Below are 16,754 nucleotides of genomic sequence, written 5' to 3' on the forward strand. Positions count from 1 at the left end.
TGAAATTCATGTCCTTCAGCCTGCAGAAAGCAAAAACCTTATCTGGGAACATGAAGCCTGTTAACACTGAAACTCAAAATTAACATTGAGAATTAAAAAGCAATAGTTTAAGGTGGATTAAATTCATCTTTAATAAATCTATTAACATTGTATTCCAATGCTCTTAGACATTCAATATTCTTAGATCGCATTTCCTTCAAATCGGATATTCTAAGGAGTAATTTCCGGTTCACACTACTGGCCTTTAAGGATACTATTTCCATGGTGTGTATTGACCTGCCATTTCTTTAATTTATAGGATAAATTTGATTCAAGGGTGACCTGAAATGACAAATGCAATGGAACTCTACCAGATGCTTCCAAAGACTAACTGCAAAAAATGTGGAAAAACCTCCTGTATGGCGTTTGCAGTTGCCCTTATGGCCCATGAGCTGACGCCTGAGGACTGCCCGCCCCTGAAAGAAGAAACCAAATATAAAGAAAACTACGAAAAGATCAGCGGCCTTTTCAAGCCGTCGGAAGGCGCAACCGAAACAGGGCTCATAGTGCATGAAGACCTCTGTTTCGGTTGCGGAAACTGCGTCGTTGCCTGCCCTCCTAATGTAGCAAACGATCCCTACGGGGTAGGCTCGGGAAATGCCCCTACGAATCCTAATAAGCTGGTCCTGACCGTAGAAGACGGGGTTGTCAAAGCCCAGAACCTGGGGGAGTGCCGCAGATTCGGGAAGAACAAGATCCTCTGTAACGGTTGTATAGTAACCTGCCCGGTAGAGGCAATAGAGTTTGTGTGAGGCAGAGAGGATGGAAAAAAATTACTACGTATGCACAGGCTGTGGAATGCTCTGCGACGATATCGAGGTCGAGGCTGAAAAGAATATCGTAAACAAAGTCTATACCGCCTGCAGAGTTGGGGTAGCCCACATGAAAGAAGGCAGGGATAGTGCAGTTTTCCGGGTTGACGACAAGCCTGTTGATGAAGCAACTGCAATCGGTGAGGCTGCAGCTATCCTGAAGAATGCAAAAAACCCCCTGATATTCGGGCTTGGGACTTCCAGCAATGAAGCGCAGAAACTTGCAATCGAGATTGCAAAAAAAACCAGTGCAACTCTTGATGATCCTTCTTCCTTCCTCCTGGGGAGTGTTGTTGAAGCCCTCCTTCAAAACAGGTTTAAGACCTGTACGCTTGATGATGTGAGGAATAAAGCCGATGTTACTATTTTCTGGGGGACGAACCCTTCGGACTCTCATCCCCGCCACCTTTCGAAACATTCCTATTTCCCCAGAGGCAAGGAAAAACAGCGGGGCTGGGAAGAAGAGAGGACTGCAATTGCAATAGATGTCCGGAAGTCCCATACCGCAAAGATCTGCGGAAACTATTTCTTTGAGATCCCGCCGGGAGGAGATGCCGAGTTCATAGATGCTCTGATTGCAGCCCTTTCCGGAAAGCTTCCGAAAACCTCCTACAACTTCCCCCCAAAAAGAATCCTTGAACTGGCAAACATCCTTAAGGGGGCAAAGTTCGGAGTGGTCTTTGCAGGGCTTGGCCTGGTTTACTCCCTGGAAAACCTGGAACCTCTTTTCCGGCTCATGGATGCCCTGAACGAAAAAGCAAATTTCCACCTGATACCCATGGTGGGGCACTCCAACACACGGGGCTTTAATGAAAACCTCTTTGAGGAAACAGGGCACGTAAACAGTGTAAAGTTTGAAGACGGCGCCGTGAAACACGGACCCGAATTTTCGATCGTTGAATCTCTTAAAGCAAAAACCCCGGATGCGGCCCTTATCATCGGCTCAGACCCGCTTTCAAGCCTTCCCAGGTCCATTGTAAAGAACCTGCTTGAAATTCCTGTCATCTCGCTGAATCCCTGCGAAACCCTGACTTCCAGAAACGCGAAAGTCTATATTAACACTGCAATCAGCGGAGTTGAGTCCGGAGGGACTGCCACGCGTATGGACGGGGTAAAGGTAGACTTTAAACCTGTTGTTGAAACAAAGCGGCTCTCGGATGAAGCTGTTCTCAAAAAGATAATGGAGGCTCTCTGATGGATTTCGGATCTTTTCTTAAAGCCCCTGAAATAAACGTAAGGGTCATAACCTACAGTGATATCTTTCAGGACAAAGCGATGGTTGAAAACCGTTTTGGAGAAGAGTACAGGAACCTTTCTGCCGTAATAAAAATGGATCCTGCCGACCTCAAGCAGTTGAACGTGAAAAAAGGCGACACCGTAGTCCTGAAAAACTCCTTCGGAACTATTGTGGTCAAAGCTGAGGAGTCCGGATATGAAAACCCTCACAGGGGAATTGCGTATATGCCCGCCAGCCCCTGGTCAAATATGCTGGTCTCGGATGAAACGGGTGGCACCGGGATCCCTAAATTTAAAGACATTTCCGTAACCGTTACCAACGCAAAAGGAGAAAAAGTAACCGAAATAGGGCTTTAACTGTCTTTAGAAGGCTAAGAGGGATAAAAGAAACTTTAAAGGATGAACGTTAACAGCCTTCAAAGGATAGCTTGCAAAAGATAACTTACAAAAGAGGATTTCCAAAAAATCTTAAAAATGGAAATTTACTTTTTCTGTACTATTTTTCTCCTTTTCAGTTTTTTCATAAAACCAAACCGGATGAGAGTATGGCTGATGTACTCCTGAAATTTACCATGATCTTGAAAAACGGAAAAGTTTTCTATAATTTTGAAGGGTTTGAAAATATAAAACCCAGATGGGAACTCCCCTGTGAATACCTGTCTGGCTCTCATTTTGCGGCCTGGAATGGAATTTTGCTTTACTCTAACGGGGATGCTGTAAAAACTTTACCTCCAGGAAGCTTGATCTCAGAAAGCGAGCATAAAGAGCTGATGAAAATTGTTGAGCTCGGGAAAAAAAGACTGAGAGAAATACAAGCTAAAATGAAGATTTGACGGAAGCGTACCGAAAAAAACGTACCGAAAAAAAATGTAGCTTCAGAAATGATGAATCTCAAATTCGAAACAATATTTTCTATTCTTATATAATATTACCGTAACATATTCATTTACAGATCTTAATTTTAGGTTTTCAATGTTAGTCAGATTTAATTTTAGTTCCCGAGTGTCATGCTTCTCAGGCTTTTAATGTGAACTTTGGAAATGTTTGTATTCAAAAAATGTGGCTGCGAATACTTTAGAAGGGTTACTTATCCCGGATGTATATAAGGGGGTTGGAGATATTATTTATTTTTTGCAGCAGTTGCACCCACTGGAACAGGCACTACTTGCAGGAATTTTCACATGGGGAATGACTGCGCTCGGAGCAGCATCCGTATTTCTTACCAGCGGGGTTAGCAGGAGAGTGCTTGATTTGATGCTGGGTTTTACAGCTGGGGTAATGATCGCTGCTAGTTACTGGTCCCTGCTCGCTCCAGCTATTGAAATGTCGGAAGGAAGGGATGTTCCAGCATGGCTTCCTGCCGTAATGGGCTTCCTCCTCGGAGGCCTTTTCCTCAGAGGGATAGACAAAATACTTCCTCACCTTCAATTTGGTTCGGCGACTGAAGCTACCGAAGGCTTAAAAACATCCTGGAGGCGAAACACCCTGCTGGTTCTTGCCGTAACACTGCACAATATCCCGGAAGGACTTGCCGTCGGGGTTGCCTTTGGAGCTGCAGCTTCAGGTTACATGTATAGCCTGCCGGCCGCCATTGCCCTGACTACAGGGATCGGGATCCAGAATTTTCCGGAAGGGCTTGTGGTTTCCGTTCCTCTTCGGCGTGAAGGTATGTCCTGTTTTAAAAGCTTCAATTACGGCCAGGCTTCCGCAATAGTCGAACCTATTGCAAGTGTGGTCGGGGTAGCAGCAGTTATTCTGGTACGGCCTATCCTGCCATATGCTCTTGCCTTTGCCGCAGGTGCCATGATCTTTGTTGTGGTCGAAGAAATAATCCCCGAGTCCCAGCACGGAGGGAATGCTCCCCTTGCAACAATAGGTACAATGATAGGCTTCTCGGTAATGATGGTTCTTGATGTGGCTTTTGGCTGACAATTTATCTCAAACAATCTCCGTGTGATTAACTTCTCACGGAGGTTTCGGATTTTTCTCAGATCTGTGACATATTTTTCTGGCCCAAGTCTCCCTGAGAATCAAAGAGAAAAGACAGAATAAGGTTACTTGCTTTCATGTTGCTTGCTTTCTTTTTTAGATTTAAGATTATAGAGGTAAGATTGTTTCAAAATGGATATATAAGGCCAAATAGAATATATTAATAATTTAATAAAAACATAACAATAGAACAATAGATCAAAATCGATAACTACAACAGGGGTGATTACTGTGGCAAAAGTGGCAAGAGAAGTTGTAGAGAAGGCAGGAGTTGATATTGAAAAGCTGTTAGAACTTTTGATCAAAAATGCTTCTGCCGAGCTCACAACTTACTACTACTATACCATACTGAGGTTTAATTTAATTGGCCTGGAAGGGGAAGGGATAAAAGAGATTGCAGAAACGGCCCGGGTCGAAGACAGGAACCACTTTGAAGCTCTTGTACCCAGGATTTACGAACTGGGCGGGAAACTTCCCAGAAACATGAATGACTTCCACGATATTTCTGCCTGCTCTCCGGCATATCTCCCGGAAGACCCGACAGACATCCGGGCAATGCTGCAAGTGCTTGTTGAAGCAGAAAGATGTGCAGTGCGCGGATACACCGAAATCTGCAACTTAACTGCCGGTAAAGACCACCGCACCTATGACCTGTCCCAAGCGATCCTTAACGAAGAAATCGAACATGAGTCATGGTTCTCCGAATTCCTCGGAGAAGAGCCTTCCGGACATTTCCTGCGCAGAGGAGAAACTTCTCCTTTTGTCTCAAAGTTTTTGAGATAATGCCAGGATTTAAGATAGTTGTAAGGCAGGAAATGCAGACAAAGAGAGGAGGATAAAGAAAGAAAAAACAAAAGAGCCTTAATTTAATTAAGGCACATCTCTATTTTTTGAAAAAGTTTCCCAGGCAGTATCGTGATAATAAAAATTTCGAGCTTTTAAATCCCTCAGAAATCACCATATTTCACATAGGGATAACTCCATAAAGCTACCTGGAGTGTAGTTGCTTTAAACCAGGCCTGATGCATTTTTTCTACTTCCTCGGGAGTATGCCCCTTCCTGGTAAGGAAAGGTTTTATCGTTGCTGTTATCGGGTAGATAAAAGCTACAAGGTAGCGGTAGCCGATGTTTGGAACAGACTCTACATTATCGGTCTGGTTCTTCTTGGTTCGATGATGCCGCAGCCCGATCTCATATTGATAGTCCAGCCATGCCTGGTCATAGCTACGGTTGCAGGCATCAAGAATCCACTTGGAGAAACGTTTTCGAACAGCAGCAAGATATTTTTCATCAGGTGTGCCGTCCGGACTGGTAAAATAATACAGTAAATGAGGATGTGAGCCCACAAATCCATACCAGGTATCAAGGATCTCCTCGACCTGGTCTTCCAGCACTTCTCCGGCTTTCCGGAGGTACTCTTCATCCTCTGCTGTAAACATTACGGCTTCTTTTAAAAGTTTCAGGTCTTCCAGGTTGAAAGGAGCCCTGTTTTCGGTTTCTCCATAGGTGTAACCCGGAATTTTTTCCATAGACATGGGTCTTAACCCCCTAGGTTTATTATTCCCTTTAAAAATATGAGTGAAAATACTCTGTTTTTTCATTCATTATTATATTAATCCTGGATATTAATCTTTCAATCAACGAATCCACAAAATGTTTTTCTAGCTGAGATCACAGCAAAACTCCCTGTTCCTGATCCTTTTTGTGGGAGTTCTATCCGCTCTATTTTCTCGGGCTGCTTGAAAAGGGTCTGGCAGGTCTTAATTTCTTCAAATCCAAGTTGTATAAGCCAGCCTGACACTTCTGCAGTCGAGAGAAATTTTGCCTCCGAAGAAAAACTGCCCTCTTTTTTTCTCGATTCATAAAAATCTCCATAAAGGCTGTTTCTGTCAAGTATCCCTATGACGATTTGCCCACCAGGTTTAAGGACTCTCGCAGCTTCATGGAGTGCATGTACCGGGTCTTTGAAAAGAGAAAGGGCAGCTACTATCAAAATAAGATCAAAACTATGTCTTTTGAAAGGCAGGGACTCGGCAACTCCAAGAACGGCTCGCATACCTCTTTTTTCTGCTATCTTTGCCATTGGCCTTGCAGGTTCAAGCCCGTACACAATCCCGAAAGGAGCTGAAAACCTGCCTGTCCCGGCTCCGATTTCAAGGGTTCTGAGATTTCCCGGATTTTCCGGGAAGAATGTTTTCAGGGCAAGAAGCTCGGATTCGTATGCAGGCTTATATTTCTCATACCAGGAATCGTATTCTTCTGCATATCTTTCAAAGGCTTCCCAGGGTTTTATTAAGGTCCCTCCGGATGAAAATTCACCTTATGATGCTTCCTTAGTGTGCGGTTTCTTCCTGATGAAGCTTCTGTTTTCCCTTTTCTATTTCCCTTTCCTATTTCACTTTTCTGTTTCACTTTTCTGTTTCACTTTTCTGTTTCACTTTTCTGTTTCACTTGCTGCTCATTATCCGGATTATATATAAAGGAATACTGTAAGAAACCCCAAGACTCCGCAAATAATTTCAAATCCAGGTATGCTGCTGATACCTTCCTGCTCTGTATTCTGCCCGGCCTGTGATCCCGGAATGTCCATATTTTTCTCCCGGATTCTGATCCAGGATGTATCTCAACTACGGTATTTTCCTCAACATTTATTATAATGAGTTTTGAATTTGTTCCGTTCCCACTGGTTGCGGTCAAATTGACGATATAGGTCCCGGAAGCTGTAAGAAAACAGGGCATAACCCCCAGGGATACTGATGATCAGGTTTGCGGTGGGAATAAGCGGATTCAGGGGATTGTAAACCACAAGTGGCAAATAATCGATATAATGGCTGTTTTCGAGCTTGTACCTCAGTATCTTGACTTCGAGAATTTTTGCAACCGTGCCGTTTGCATTGCTTGCAGTCAGATTAACAGTATAGATTCCCGAAACTTCGTACACATAAAATAAAGAAATAATAAAGAAATAAACAGGATGAAGGGGTCATTCCTCCACCCGGTTTCTTCGTGCTGGTTCAGTTATTCGGTTATGACCTTTATGAAACCAAGCTTTATGTCAGCTCCTTTTATGTCAGCTTCTTTTATGTCAGCTCCTTTTATGTCAGCTCCTTTTATGTCAGCTCCTTTTATGTCAGCTTCTTTTTATTGAATAGGAAGTAATATTATTGTTAGTTTGCAGCTGTCTCTGATTAGTCCATAAATCTTTCTGATTCATCTGTATTCAGATTGATCATCGAACCCAGATTGATCATCGAACCCAGATTGATCATCGAACCCAGATTGATCATCGAACCCAGATTGATCATCGAACCCAGATTGATCATCGGACCCAGATTGATCATCGTATTCAGATTGATCATCGTATTCAGAGCGGTCATCAGTGGAGGTCTCAGATTCATCCGTGGGTGCTCCTATCTGGTCATCAGTGGAGGTCTCAGATTCCTCTGCAGGTGTTTCCGTCTGTTCCTCTGTTACATCTACTTGAGGTGTGGATTGTTCGGTTTTAGAAACAGCTACAAGCGGGAGATAATCCGTATAGCCACTGGTTCCTATATTGTACACTCCGTCTGCAATGCCGTCTCCATCCGCATCCGTTGCAGTCTGAGAAAAGCCGGTACCATCAGGTTTTGCCCAGAGGTTTCCTCCTATATAAGGTCCGCCCGCAATATTCGTGCCTGAGGTTTTTGTTGTGTTCCAGACATTTCCAAAGCTTGCAGGTTTAATATTTGCGTTAACGTTGTTGTTCAGGTAATTATTGAATACGGTATTGTTGTTGCTTGTGGAAGTCATATAAAGGCCTGAAACGCCGTTTGAAGCAATATTATTACCTGAAATCGTATTATCACTGGAAGTGCTCAGGTGGATGCCCCGATTGCTGTTGGAAGCGTCGTTTTCTGAGATGTTGTTTTCTGAGGAGTAAGTCAGCAGGATTGCGTATTCGCTGTTGTCCAGAATAGTATTGTTCAAAAGCGTGTTCCCGTTTGATTTCGTAAGGAAAACTCCCCTATTATTGCCAGCCGCTTCGTTGCTATTTAAGTTATTGTTACTCGAATCTTTGAGGTAGATCCCGTAAACGCGGTTATAGCTTGCTATGTTGCCGGTCAGGTCATTATAATTGCTTGAGTTTTCCAGGACAATACCATGATCCTCACCTTCGCTCAGATCGTTGTTCGAGAGGACGTTCCATCCCGAGCGCAGCAGGTAAGCTCCGTACCTGTTTTTTACAACATTGTTGTTTAAAAGCGCATTGTAATTGGAGTCCTGCAAGTTAAGCCCTCTTCCTCCGTTCTGTACAGTGTTATTAAAAACGGTACCGTTGCTGGAAAAAGCCAGGTTAATTCCAATAGTGTTGTTCGATAGTATGTTCTCACTTATATTACATTGAGTAGAATTCAATAATGAAATTCCGGAGAAGGAATTATCCGAAACCGAATTCTTCAAGACATTGTTGTTTCCTGCGGATGTGATCTGAATACCTCTTTCATTATTTGAAGCCAGATTCCCCGAGAGCATACTATCCCCCGTCCTTAACAGGAAAATACCTCTACTGCTGTTCAATACTTTGTTATTTACCAGGTTGTTCCCACTGGAATCCTTCAGATAGATACCATAGACTGTATTGGAATCTGCCGTATTTCCGGTCAGGTTGCTGTTACCCGAACTCGCAAGGTAAATACCATAATCTCCATTTGAACTTACAATGTTGTTTTCAAGGCTGGTGTTACTGGAGCTTTCCAGGACAATGCCATGGTCGGCGCTCATACTTACTGTGTTATCCGAGAGTATGTTCCCTTCGGAGAAGAGAGAATATATTCCGAACCTCTGATTCGAAACTGTGTTTCCTGAAGCCTTATTATAATTCGATCTCTCAATATTAATTGCCCTCTTACCATTTACTGCCGTATTATTGAGGATAAGGTTGTAATTTGACTGTTTAAGGTATATTCCCAGGGTGCCATTTGCTAACCTGTTATTTTCGATGATACAGTTACTGGACCTTACAAGGTAAACTCCTGCACGATCTGTCCCGGGACCATTAATACTGAATCCCGTAATTTTTACGTTATTTGCTTCGACATAAAATACATCCTCATATTGACTGTTCGCTATAATTGTAGTATCTTCAGGGTCCCCGGAAGCTGACCTTATTATCAGGTTCCCTGTTGTTATCCTGAGATTTTCAGTATAGCTTCCGGGACTCACGACGACCTCATCTCCCGGAACAGTGTTGTTAACTGCATCCTGTATTGATTCTCCTGGCTGGACAATAATCTCAGTTGCAGCTCCGATCCCCGAACTTAACGTAAAGATGACTAAGGCTAAAAATAGAGTGATAAACCTTTGGATATAAATCCCCCACGCCAATATTTCTTTATTTTCAATTTACATTTCCCAATATAAAATAAACATGAAATAATATAAATCTATTAGAAAATAATGTCAGAATAATATATGTAAAAGTACGCGGGGAAGAGTATCAATACAAATCCGTTGAGCCAAACTCAAGAAAATAAGTTAAAAATTAAGAAGAAAGCTGTTCAGGAAAAAGAATAAGGCAGAAAAAATAAAAGGAAAAAAGAAAACAAAAGGAAAAGAGAAAAACAAAAAGAAAAGCAGGATGAAGGTATTAAACCTCCCTCATCCCATTTCTGAACTTAAACTCACTATTCTTGTCTTTAATCTACTGCTTATTTCTTCTTATACAGGAATACTGCAAGCAGACCAGCCACACCATAAATCATCTCAAAGCCCGGCATGCCCATATTTTTTTCCGGTTCAGTTTCTTGCTCAGCTTCCGATCCTGTATCCCCCGTATTCTCTTCAGAGTTGTCAGGTTCATCTTCTGACTGTATTTCAGTTGCAGTTTTTTCCTGAGAGGCACTTGCCTTTCCTGTTATTGCAAAGGAAGAGAAACCCGGAGTTTCGGCTGTGAAATACAGGTATTTGTTATCCTCCCCTGACAGACTGGCTGGCAACTGCTCCCATGTTTTGTTGCTGTATCTGTTCAGGGTAATGGAAGACTGGTCGATCTTTTCATCCTGAACCCAGGCCTTTTCAACCTTGAAACCGATTACAGGGTTTTCGATGTTCTTTTCAGTTGCATACCCGCTGTTTCCAACCCAGATATTAAAGAACTTATATATCTCATCCGAAGGCACCCCTGAAACTAGGGTAGATGTATTTTTTAACTGCTCAACAATGGTTGTAGTCTTACCTGCGGTCTTCTTTGCATCAAATTCCACATATACAACACAGGTTGCATTCTTCACAAAATTAAACTTTATAGTCTTGTCATTCGTGATGAAGACCTGGGAAAGTTCCTTTACTTCCACATTCTGTGCAGATTCGGGAGAACCGCCTCCACCGCCACCACTGCTGCTTCCGCCGCTGCTCTTTTTCTCCACAGTTATTGTGGTAGTTTTTATATTCGTGCCGTTTGCATTGATTGCAGTCAGTTTAGCTTCGTAAGTCCCTCTGGAAGTGTATGTGTAAGCAAAGCTTGCCTCATTAGAGTCCTCGACTCCGTCACCATCAACGTCCCAGCTTCTTCCTGTTGCATTCTGTGAAGTGTCGGTAAAGAGGACTGTAAGAGGGTAATAACCGCCGGTCTTATTCACTGTGAAATTTGCTGTGGGAAGAATTTCAGTTTCATTGCCTTCATTTCCCCCTTCTTCCAGCACGGTTATAACCGCAGTTTTTGAATCCGTACCGTCCGGGTTGTACACGGTCAGGTTAACAGTATAACTTCCTACTATCGGATAAGAGTGGATTGGGTTCTGTTCACTTGAATTGTTCCCATCTCCAAAGTCCCAGTTCCTTGATGTTGCATCCTCTGAAAGGTCGGTAAACTGAACTGTAAGGGGAGCATATCCGCTGCTAACGTTGGTACTGAAGTTTGCAGCAGGAACTACAGGTGGAGCAACAGCTACAAGCGGGAGGTAGTCCATAACGTTCTCTGTGGTAAATACTTTAATAATACCGTCCTCGTCTGTAATGCCGTCCCCGTCTGTGTCATTGTAGATTTGAGAATGCCCGGTTCCATCAGGTTTTTCCCAGAAGTTACCTCCAATGTACGGCCCGCCGGCAATACTTGTACCTTTGGTTTTGGTTTCGTTCCAGTCATTTGAAGCGTTTCTAACCCTTGTATTATATGTGCTATTGAAGTGGTTATCAAAAATTTGGTTACCATTACTAGCGGCGCACAGACCAATACTGAATCTACGGCTTGAGGTTACAGTATTACTTGATATGTTGTTGCTATCCGAGGAGTTCAAATATATTCCAAAGCTGTTGTTAAAAGCTCTATTTCTTGAAAGAGTGTTACCGTTAGAAATTGAGAGCATTATCCCTTCGGTAATGGTATCCGATAGTATATTGCTAGAAACCTTGTTCCCGGATGAATCCACTATGTAGATACCTTTAGAATTGCGCGAGGCGTTATTGCTGAGCAGGTAATTATTGCTGGACCTTACCAGATAGATCCCGTAATTAACATTAGAATCTACAATGTTGCCGGTAAGGTTATTATTACTGCCAGCGTTTTCAAGTACAATCCCACTACCAGTGTTTGAATTCACAATATTGCCTGAAAGTGTATTTTCACTGGCAGAAGACTGTAGATATATTCCTTTACTATTTTCAGATGCATTGTTAATGTTCAGGTTATTGTTGCTAGAATTTGCAAGCCAGATGCCAGTAGCAGTGTTCAACCTGACAGTATTGTTGATAAGGTTGTTTCCGCTGCCGGCGTTATCCAGAATTATGCCGCTCATTAAATTCGAATTTACCTGGTTATCTAAAAGCGTGTTTTTGCCGGACGTTAAGGTAAGGTAAATGCCTCTGTTATTTGCATAAGCATTATTGCTTGTAAGGTTATTATTGTTGGAATACCGCATGGCGATTCCATAGTCACCGTTTGAAACTGTATTTCTTTGAAGCTTATTATTGTGAGAATTATTCAGGAAAATGTTATGAGTGCTCGAACCCAGAGTGTCATTAAAAACCTTGTTGCCCGAAATTTGGTTTCCTGAAGAAAATACCAGGTTGATTCCGTTGGTATTGTTGTAAATCGTATTGTTTTCCAGAGTGATGTTATTTGAATTTGACAGATAGATACCGAAAAACAGGTTTGAATATACCACATTATTTTTTAAAGTGCTATCTTTTGAATTTTCCAGAACTATACCGTGGAGTCCTCCGGAAACACTCAGTCCCTGAATTGTTACATTATCCCCCTGTATATTGATCACGTATGTGGACGAGTCGTCCGCAACAATTGTCGTGTCCCCGGAGTCCCCGGAAGACTTGATTACCAGGTTATCTTTGTTTATGAAGATGTTTTCCGTATAAGTTCCGGGTGCGACGAGAATTTCATCGCCTGGATCTGCACTGTCCACTGCATCCTGTATTGAAAGCGTAGAATTAGCATGAATTACATCCGCTGCCCCTACAAAGGAACTTAGGGTGAGTATGAGAGTGGTTAATAGTAAAATCCTTAATATGTTTATTCGTATCCCTCCCTCTACAAGTAGAAGAAATTTAGAATTGTACATTCTACAATTAATTAGAAATTAACAACGTGTACAATATAAATGTACTGGTTCTATTTAATATTTTTCAAAGGTAATATTTTCAGCAAAATCGGGACAAATAATAGCTATGTTTATTGAAATTTATTTTAGAAAATTTCTACCAAAATTAGCTCATTTTCCAGCATTATCCGTATAAAATTCAGGTTTATTATGCCACAAAAGCATTATTTTTTTATTTTGTCCATTTAGAATCCATTCCGTTTCATGTTTATAATATTTTATATATATTTAGATAGTATTTTTCAAACTGTAGAATCGATTTTCTTTAGAGACATAACTATTATAATGTCGGAGAGAAAAGTTAATATATTTACACTGTTTACCCCGGAAATAAGTGATATCTTATCTAAAATATAATATCAGCACGGCTCACATATTCCGGAAATTATAAATGAAAAAAATAAAAGGGAAGAAACAAAAGTTAAGAAAAAACACTGGAAGGAAAAAATACTCAAAAAATAAATGAACTGAGGAGGAGTCGGACATATTAAAAATGGGAAAGAAAAAAGAAGCAAATGAGAAAAGAAACCCATAATCACCTGTTCACAGAATCTTTTATCCTTGACATCCTTAAATGAACCGGAACTGTCAAAAAACCTCGGTTTCCGGATAGTAAACTGATTCCCTCTCTCAATACTCGTTTTCCTGGATTTCAATATGAGGTTTCCTTTTTTGTCCTTTTATCGAATTCTTTGTATTCATCCGCTTTTTTATCCTGAAGGTACACGTATTCATACTCAGGATAATTGAGCCTTTTTCTGTACTCTGCTCTGGCTTCAGCCTGACAGCGGTCACAGGCATAGATGGGAACAGAAACCCCGAATATTCTGGTATCGTTTATGCTCCTGTGCGCGTGGGAGTCTATGGTCACATAACCATGGCAGTTAGGGCACATCCTGACCGTTTCCTCCTGGAATTCCTGTATCATATCGGTGTCGTAGAAGATCTGTTTTTTCCGGCGGTAGAACTCTCCGTGTTTTGCCACCTCTGCCGCTACAAGCCTGTCCCGATTTTTCCAGTTTTCAAGCTGGGTTGCAACAACTTCTTCCAGGACCCGCCTGTCCCTTGCAGCCTGCACAAACATCCCTGGCCTGAAGTCAGGCTCCTTTACACATGAATAGTCAAGTCCGGCCATAGCAAGTATTATTCCAGTATTCACATAGGGCAGCGCACTCTGGATAGCATAGCCTCCTTCAAGCACTGCCATATCAGGGGCAAGTTTCTCGTTCAATTTTGCATATCCCTGTGTGGAAAAGCGCATGTTTGCAAGCGGGTCCGTATAATGGTTGTCCTGCCCTGCAGAATTGAGGACAAGTTCTGGTTTAAAATCCTCAAGGATGGGAAATACCAGGGTATCGAGCACGTAGTGGATACCCTCATCCGGCGTCCCGGGCGGTAGAGGAATATTGATTGTCCTGCAGAGAGCTTTAGGGCCTCCCAGTTCATTCGTGAAACCCGACCCCGGAAATATCGTCCTTCCGTCCTGATGGAATGAGATAAAAAGCACGTCAGGGTCGTTGTAAAAAATATCCTGCGTCCCGTCCCCGTGGTGGACATCCGTGTCCACGATTGCGATTCTGCGGATTCCATACTTCTTTCTCAGGTACTCGACAAGGATTGCTTCATTATTGATATTGCAAAAGCCGCGGTTTCCATGGGATACTGTCATTGCATGGTGGCCCGGAGGGCGGACAAGGGCAAAAGCATTTTTTACTTCTCCCCGCATGAGCGCGTCAGCAAGGACCAGGCAGCTACCTGATGCAATCAGGTGAGGAGTTGTAGCCTGGGCTTTTATGTCAGGGACACAGAAATGTACTCTTGCAATGTCCTTAAAATCAGCAAGTCGGGGTTTATACTCCGCAATTTGCGGGAGATCCATCAGGCCTTCTTCAAAGATCTGGTCCCGTGTATAGAGTAGGCGCTCCTCTCTTTCCGGGTGGGTTGGAGAAATTGCCCAGTCAAAAGCCGGGAAGAAAATAAGGCCTGTCTTTTTTGCTCCTGACCGGTCTGCCGGAACCATGGGCTCATTTTCCGGTTCATTTTTCAATACATCTTCAGATTTATGCTCTGAAGTTTTTGTTTTCATTGCAACTTCCTCTACTTTATCAGGCTTAATTGTCTCTTCTTTTAGTTCATTTTTCTCCGTTTCGGCATTTTTTTCTGCTCCGCCTTTGAGGGCATCTTTAATTTTCCCAAGCCCGAGTTTCATACTTTTTCCCTCCTCCATTCAGGGATCAGGCCTGCAGGGATCTGCATGCTCACATCAAAAAGCCGCCCTGCGGTAAACCAGCCCTCAACCACGTTAAAGACCTCACTGTTCGAAATTTCGGCTTCATCTGCATAATCCGAAATCCCAAACCTTTTTGCGCGGTCTCTGAGAAGTTCTTTTGCAAGGGCTTCGGCTTCCTCCGAGCGCATTTTATTGAAATTCCCGATATCCGTTGAGTTAAGACTTACGATCTCTCCATCTTCTGCTACCGAATAGACCTTCTGCTGTGTATCGATGCGCAGGTTAAGGGTAAGTGTAGGCCTTGCAACAGCTGCCCCTATAGCATTTCCTACTTCCGAATGTTCGGGGATAATCGGTTTTGCATTCAGTTTTTCTGCAACTGCCGAAATCAGGCCTCTTGCACCTCCCCCGATTCCGACCACATTTTCGGGCCTTTCTTTTTTCTTCTGCAGTACTTCCCATATCCTGTAAGCAGGTTCCTGTTCCCATTCGAGAAACATTTCCCTGACGGCTTTTTCAATCATCCCTGCAGTTATGTCCACTATCAGGGAAGCGGTTTCAGTCTCGGATTTTCCGAAACTGGAAGCGACAGATGCAATAACCTCTTTTGCACGTTCGGGATCTCCTACCTCAACAAGCCCGAGCACTCTCAGGGCATCCGTAGGGGTCGGTTCTTTTCCTCCCATACAGTAAGCAGGACCTGCCCTTTCCGGACCAATGGTTATTTTGGTCCCGCTCTCTGTTTCCCTGACCCTTACAATGCTGTCCCCTCCTACAGCTATCGAGCGGACGGCAAAAGCCCGGACATGGGTAAGGAAGCTTCCGAGTTTTGCGCCTTTGGATGCCAGAAGCGGTTTTCCCGAAAGGATAAGGGCAAGGTCGGTAGTTGTCCCGCCTATATCCACCACAACAGATGTATGTCCCTCAGGCGTGAGGGCAAGAGCGCCTATCGTACTTGCTGCGGGCCCCGAAAAAATAGTTTCCACAGGGACCTCTACGGATTTTTCAATCGGGAGAGTCCCTCCGTCCGCCTTAAGGATGTATACAGGAGCCATGATCCCCCTTTCCTCAAGGGCTTTTTTGATCTCGGCAACAAACTCCCGGTAGCGTTCCCCTGTTGCAGAAGCCAGCATGGAAGTTGCAATCCTTCTCGGGAAGTTCAGCTTTCCCGAAACCCTATGCCCGAGTTCTACTTTGCAGCCGGGATGCATTTCCCTGAGTATTTCTTCGATCCTGAATTCATGGGAAGGGTTTCTCTGCCCGAACTTGCTTACAATAGCAGCTCTGGAAAATCCCTGTTCCAGGATTAGGCTCACCTTTTCCCGAACCTCGTCTTCGTCAAGATGCTGGATTTCCCTTCCCCTGTAATCCATAGCTCCTTTAAGGTAGAAACTGTCCGGAAAAATATAACTTTCAGGGTTAACCCCCGGACCCGGAATGAGCAACAGAGCCACACGGTCAGTTTTGCCCTCGGCAATAAGATTTGTGATTACGGTTGTGCTGAAAACCACCCTTTCAAGCTCTTCGGGGGGAACTCCTCTGCTGACATCATCAAGAGCCCTGAGCAGAGACTTCAGCAGGTTCTCCCTCTCGGTTGAAACCTTGGCTGTACTGTATACTTCTCCGTTCCGGATAAGCACCGCATCCGTGGTGGTGCCCCCTACATCAATTCCTATAAGCATTCACAATTCGCCTATCCTCACATGAATGAATTCATCTTTCAATTTATTTCGTACTTTTTCAGTATTTGTAGCTGGGCTTAATTGATTCCCAGTTTCAAATGATCTCGACATAGAAATAATTGTGTGCTTTGTTTCGACTAACGCGCCGGTACTCCGCACATAACTCCGTCAGGGC

General features: G+C 43.3%; 14 protein-coding genes. 6 read left to right on the forward strand and 8 right to left on the reverse strand.

The window, feature by feature from the left end; all coding sequences use genetic code 11:
• Window positions 1–326: 326 nt before the first annotated feature.
• The 6 genes from MSSIT_RS13595 (at window position 327) to dps (ending at window position 4,859) form a co-directional block, all read left to right on the forward strand.
• On the forward strand, window positions 327–791 hold the full coding sequence (locus tag MSSIT_RS13595) for a (Fe-S)-binding protein (RefSeq protein ID WP_048173048.1): 465 nt from the start codon (window positions 327–329) through the stop codon (window positions 789–791).
• A 10-nt stretch (window positions 792–801) separates the two neighbouring features.
• Window positions 802–2,046, forward strand: a complete 1,245-nt coding sequence (locus MSSIT_RS13600) for a formylmethanofuran dehydrogenase subunit B (protein WP_048174824.1) — start codon at window positions 802–804, stop codon at window positions 2,044–2,046.
• Window positions 2,046–2,444, forward strand: a complete 399-nt coding sequence (locus MSSIT_RS13605) for a molybdopterin dinucleotide binding domain-containing protein (protein ID WP_048173050.1) — start codon at window positions 2,046–2,048, stop codon at window positions 2,442–2,444. Before MSSIT_RS13600 ends, MSSIT_RS13605 begins: the two co-directional genes overlap by 1 nt.
• Window positions 2,445–2,659: 215 nt before the next feature.
• A complete protein-coding gene (locus tag MSSIT_RS13610; RefSeq protein ID WP_231589831.1) occupies window positions 2,660–2,920 on the forward strand; it encodes a hypothetical protein in 261 nt (86 codons plus the stop codon).
• Window positions 2,921–3,218: 298 nt separating this feature from the next.
• A complete protein-coding gene (locus MSSIT_RS13615; RefSeq protein WP_231589832.1) occupies window positions 3,219–4,016 on the forward strand; it encodes a ZIP family metal transporter in 798 nt (265 codons plus the stop codon).
• Window positions 4,017–4,307: 291 nt separating this feature from the next.
• Window positions 4,308–4,859 carry a DNA protection during starvation protein gene (dps, locus tag MSSIT_RS13620; protein WP_048173051.1) on the forward strand — a complete coding sequence of 184 codons (552 nt, stop codon included), beginning with the start codon at window positions 4,308–4,310 and terminating at the stop codon, window positions 4,857–4,859.
• A gap of 164 nt (window positions 4,860–5,023) precedes the next feature.
• On the opposite strand, the gene MSSIT_RS13625 is transcribed toward dps, so the two are convergent.
• From MSSIT_RS13625 to MSSIT_RS13660, 8 genes are all read right to left on the reverse strand, one after another.
• Entirely contained in the window at window positions 5,024–5,611 is a 588-nt protein-coding gene (locus tag MSSIT_RS13625) for a protoglobin domain-containing protein (protein ID WP_048173053.1), read from the reverse strand.
• A gap of 98 nt (window positions 5,612–5,709) precedes the next feature.
• Entirely contained in the window at window positions 5,710–6,369 is a 660-nt protein-coding gene (locus MSSIT_RS13630) for a class I SAM-dependent methyltransferase (RefSeq protein ID WP_048173054.1), read from the reverse strand.
• A 348-nt stretch (window positions 6,370–6,717) separates the two neighbouring features.
• Window positions 6,718–7,017, reverse strand: a complete 300-nt coding sequence (locus MSSIT_RS23485) for a PKD domain-containing protein (RefSeq protein ID WP_148705638.1) — start codon at window positions 7,015–7,017, stop codon at window positions 6,718–6,720.
• Window positions 7,018–7,094: 77 nt separating this feature from the next.
• The gene (locus tag MSSIT_RS25750; protein WP_148706250.1) at window positions 7,095–7,205 is read right to left on the reverse strand and encodes a hypothetical protein; all 111 of its coding nucleotides are present in this window, start codon (window positions 7,203–7,205) and stop codon (window positions 7,095–7,097) included.
• 81 nt (window positions 7,206–7,286) lie between these two features.
• Window positions 7,287–9,440 (reverse strand): NosD domain-containing protein, encoded by a 2,154-nt coding sequence (locus MSSIT_RS13640; RefSeq protein WP_082089008.1) that lies wholly within the window; start codon window positions 9,438–9,440, stop codon window positions 7,287–7,289.
• A gap of 323 nt (window positions 9,441–9,763) precedes the next feature.
• Window positions 9,764–12,628: a NosD domain-containing protein gene (locus tag MSSIT_RS13645; protein ID WP_197080276.1), complete on the reverse strand. Its 2,865-nt coding sequence runs from the start codon at window positions 12,626–12,628 to the stop codon at window positions 9,764–9,766.
• 691 nt (window positions 12,629–13,319) lie between these two features.
• Window positions 13,320–14,876 carry a histone deacetylase family protein gene (locus MSSIT_RS13655; protein WP_048173059.1) on the reverse strand — a complete coding sequence of 519 codons (1,557 nt, stop codon included), beginning with the start codon at window positions 14,874–14,876 and terminating at the stop codon, window positions 13,320–13,322.
• The gene (locus MSSIT_RS13660) at window positions 14,873–16,579 is read right to left on the reverse strand and encodes a hydantoinase/oxoprolinase family protein (RefSeq protein ID WP_048173061.1); all 1,707 of its coding nucleotides are present in this window, start codon (window positions 16,577–16,579) and stop codon (window positions 14,873–14,875) included. Before MSSIT_RS13660 ends, MSSIT_RS13655 begins: the two co-directional genes overlap by 4 nt.
• Window positions 16,580–16,754 lie beyond the last annotated feature (175 nt).

Source organism: Methanosarcina siciliae T4/M (assembly GCF_000970085.1).
GTDB lineage: Archaea > Halobacteriota > Methanosarcinia > Methanosarcinales > Methanosarcinaceae > Methanosarcina > Methanosarcina siciliae.

Bases quoted from the DNA above. Each gene is read 5' to 3' on its own strand.
- MSSIT_RS13660 (WP_048173061.1), bottom strand. From the start codon at position 16,579: ATGCTTATAGGAATTGATGTAGGGGGCACCACCACGGATGCGGTGCTT.
- MSSIT_RS13595 (WP_048173048.1), top strand. From the start codon at position 327: ATGACAAATGCAATGGAACTCTACCAGATGCTTCCAAAGACTAACTGC.
- MSSIT_RS13625 (WP_048173053.1), bottom strand. From the start codon at position 5,611: ATGTCTATGGAAAAAATTCCGGGTTACACCTATGGAGAAACCGAAAAC.
- MSSIT_RS13605 (WP_048173050.1), top strand. From the start codon at position 2,046: ATGGATTTCGGATCTTTTCTTAAAGCCCCTGAAATAAACGTAAGGGTC.
- MSSIT_RS13600 (WP_048174824.1), top strand. From the start codon at position 802: ATGGAAAAAAATTACTACGTATGCACAGGCTGTGGAATGCTCTGCGAC.
- MSSIT_RS13610 (WP_231589831.1), top strand. From the start codon at position 2,660: ATGATCTTGAAAAACGGAAAAGTTTTCTATAATTTTGAAGGGTTTGAA.
- MSSIT_RS13645 (WP_197080276.1), bottom strand. From the start codon at position 12,628: ATGTACAATTCTAAATTTCTTCTACTTGTAGAGGGAGGGATACGAATA.
- MSSIT_RS13655 (WP_048173059.1), bottom strand. From the start codon at position 14,876: ATGAAACTCGGGCTTGGGAAAATTAAAGATGCCCTCAAAGGCGGAGCA.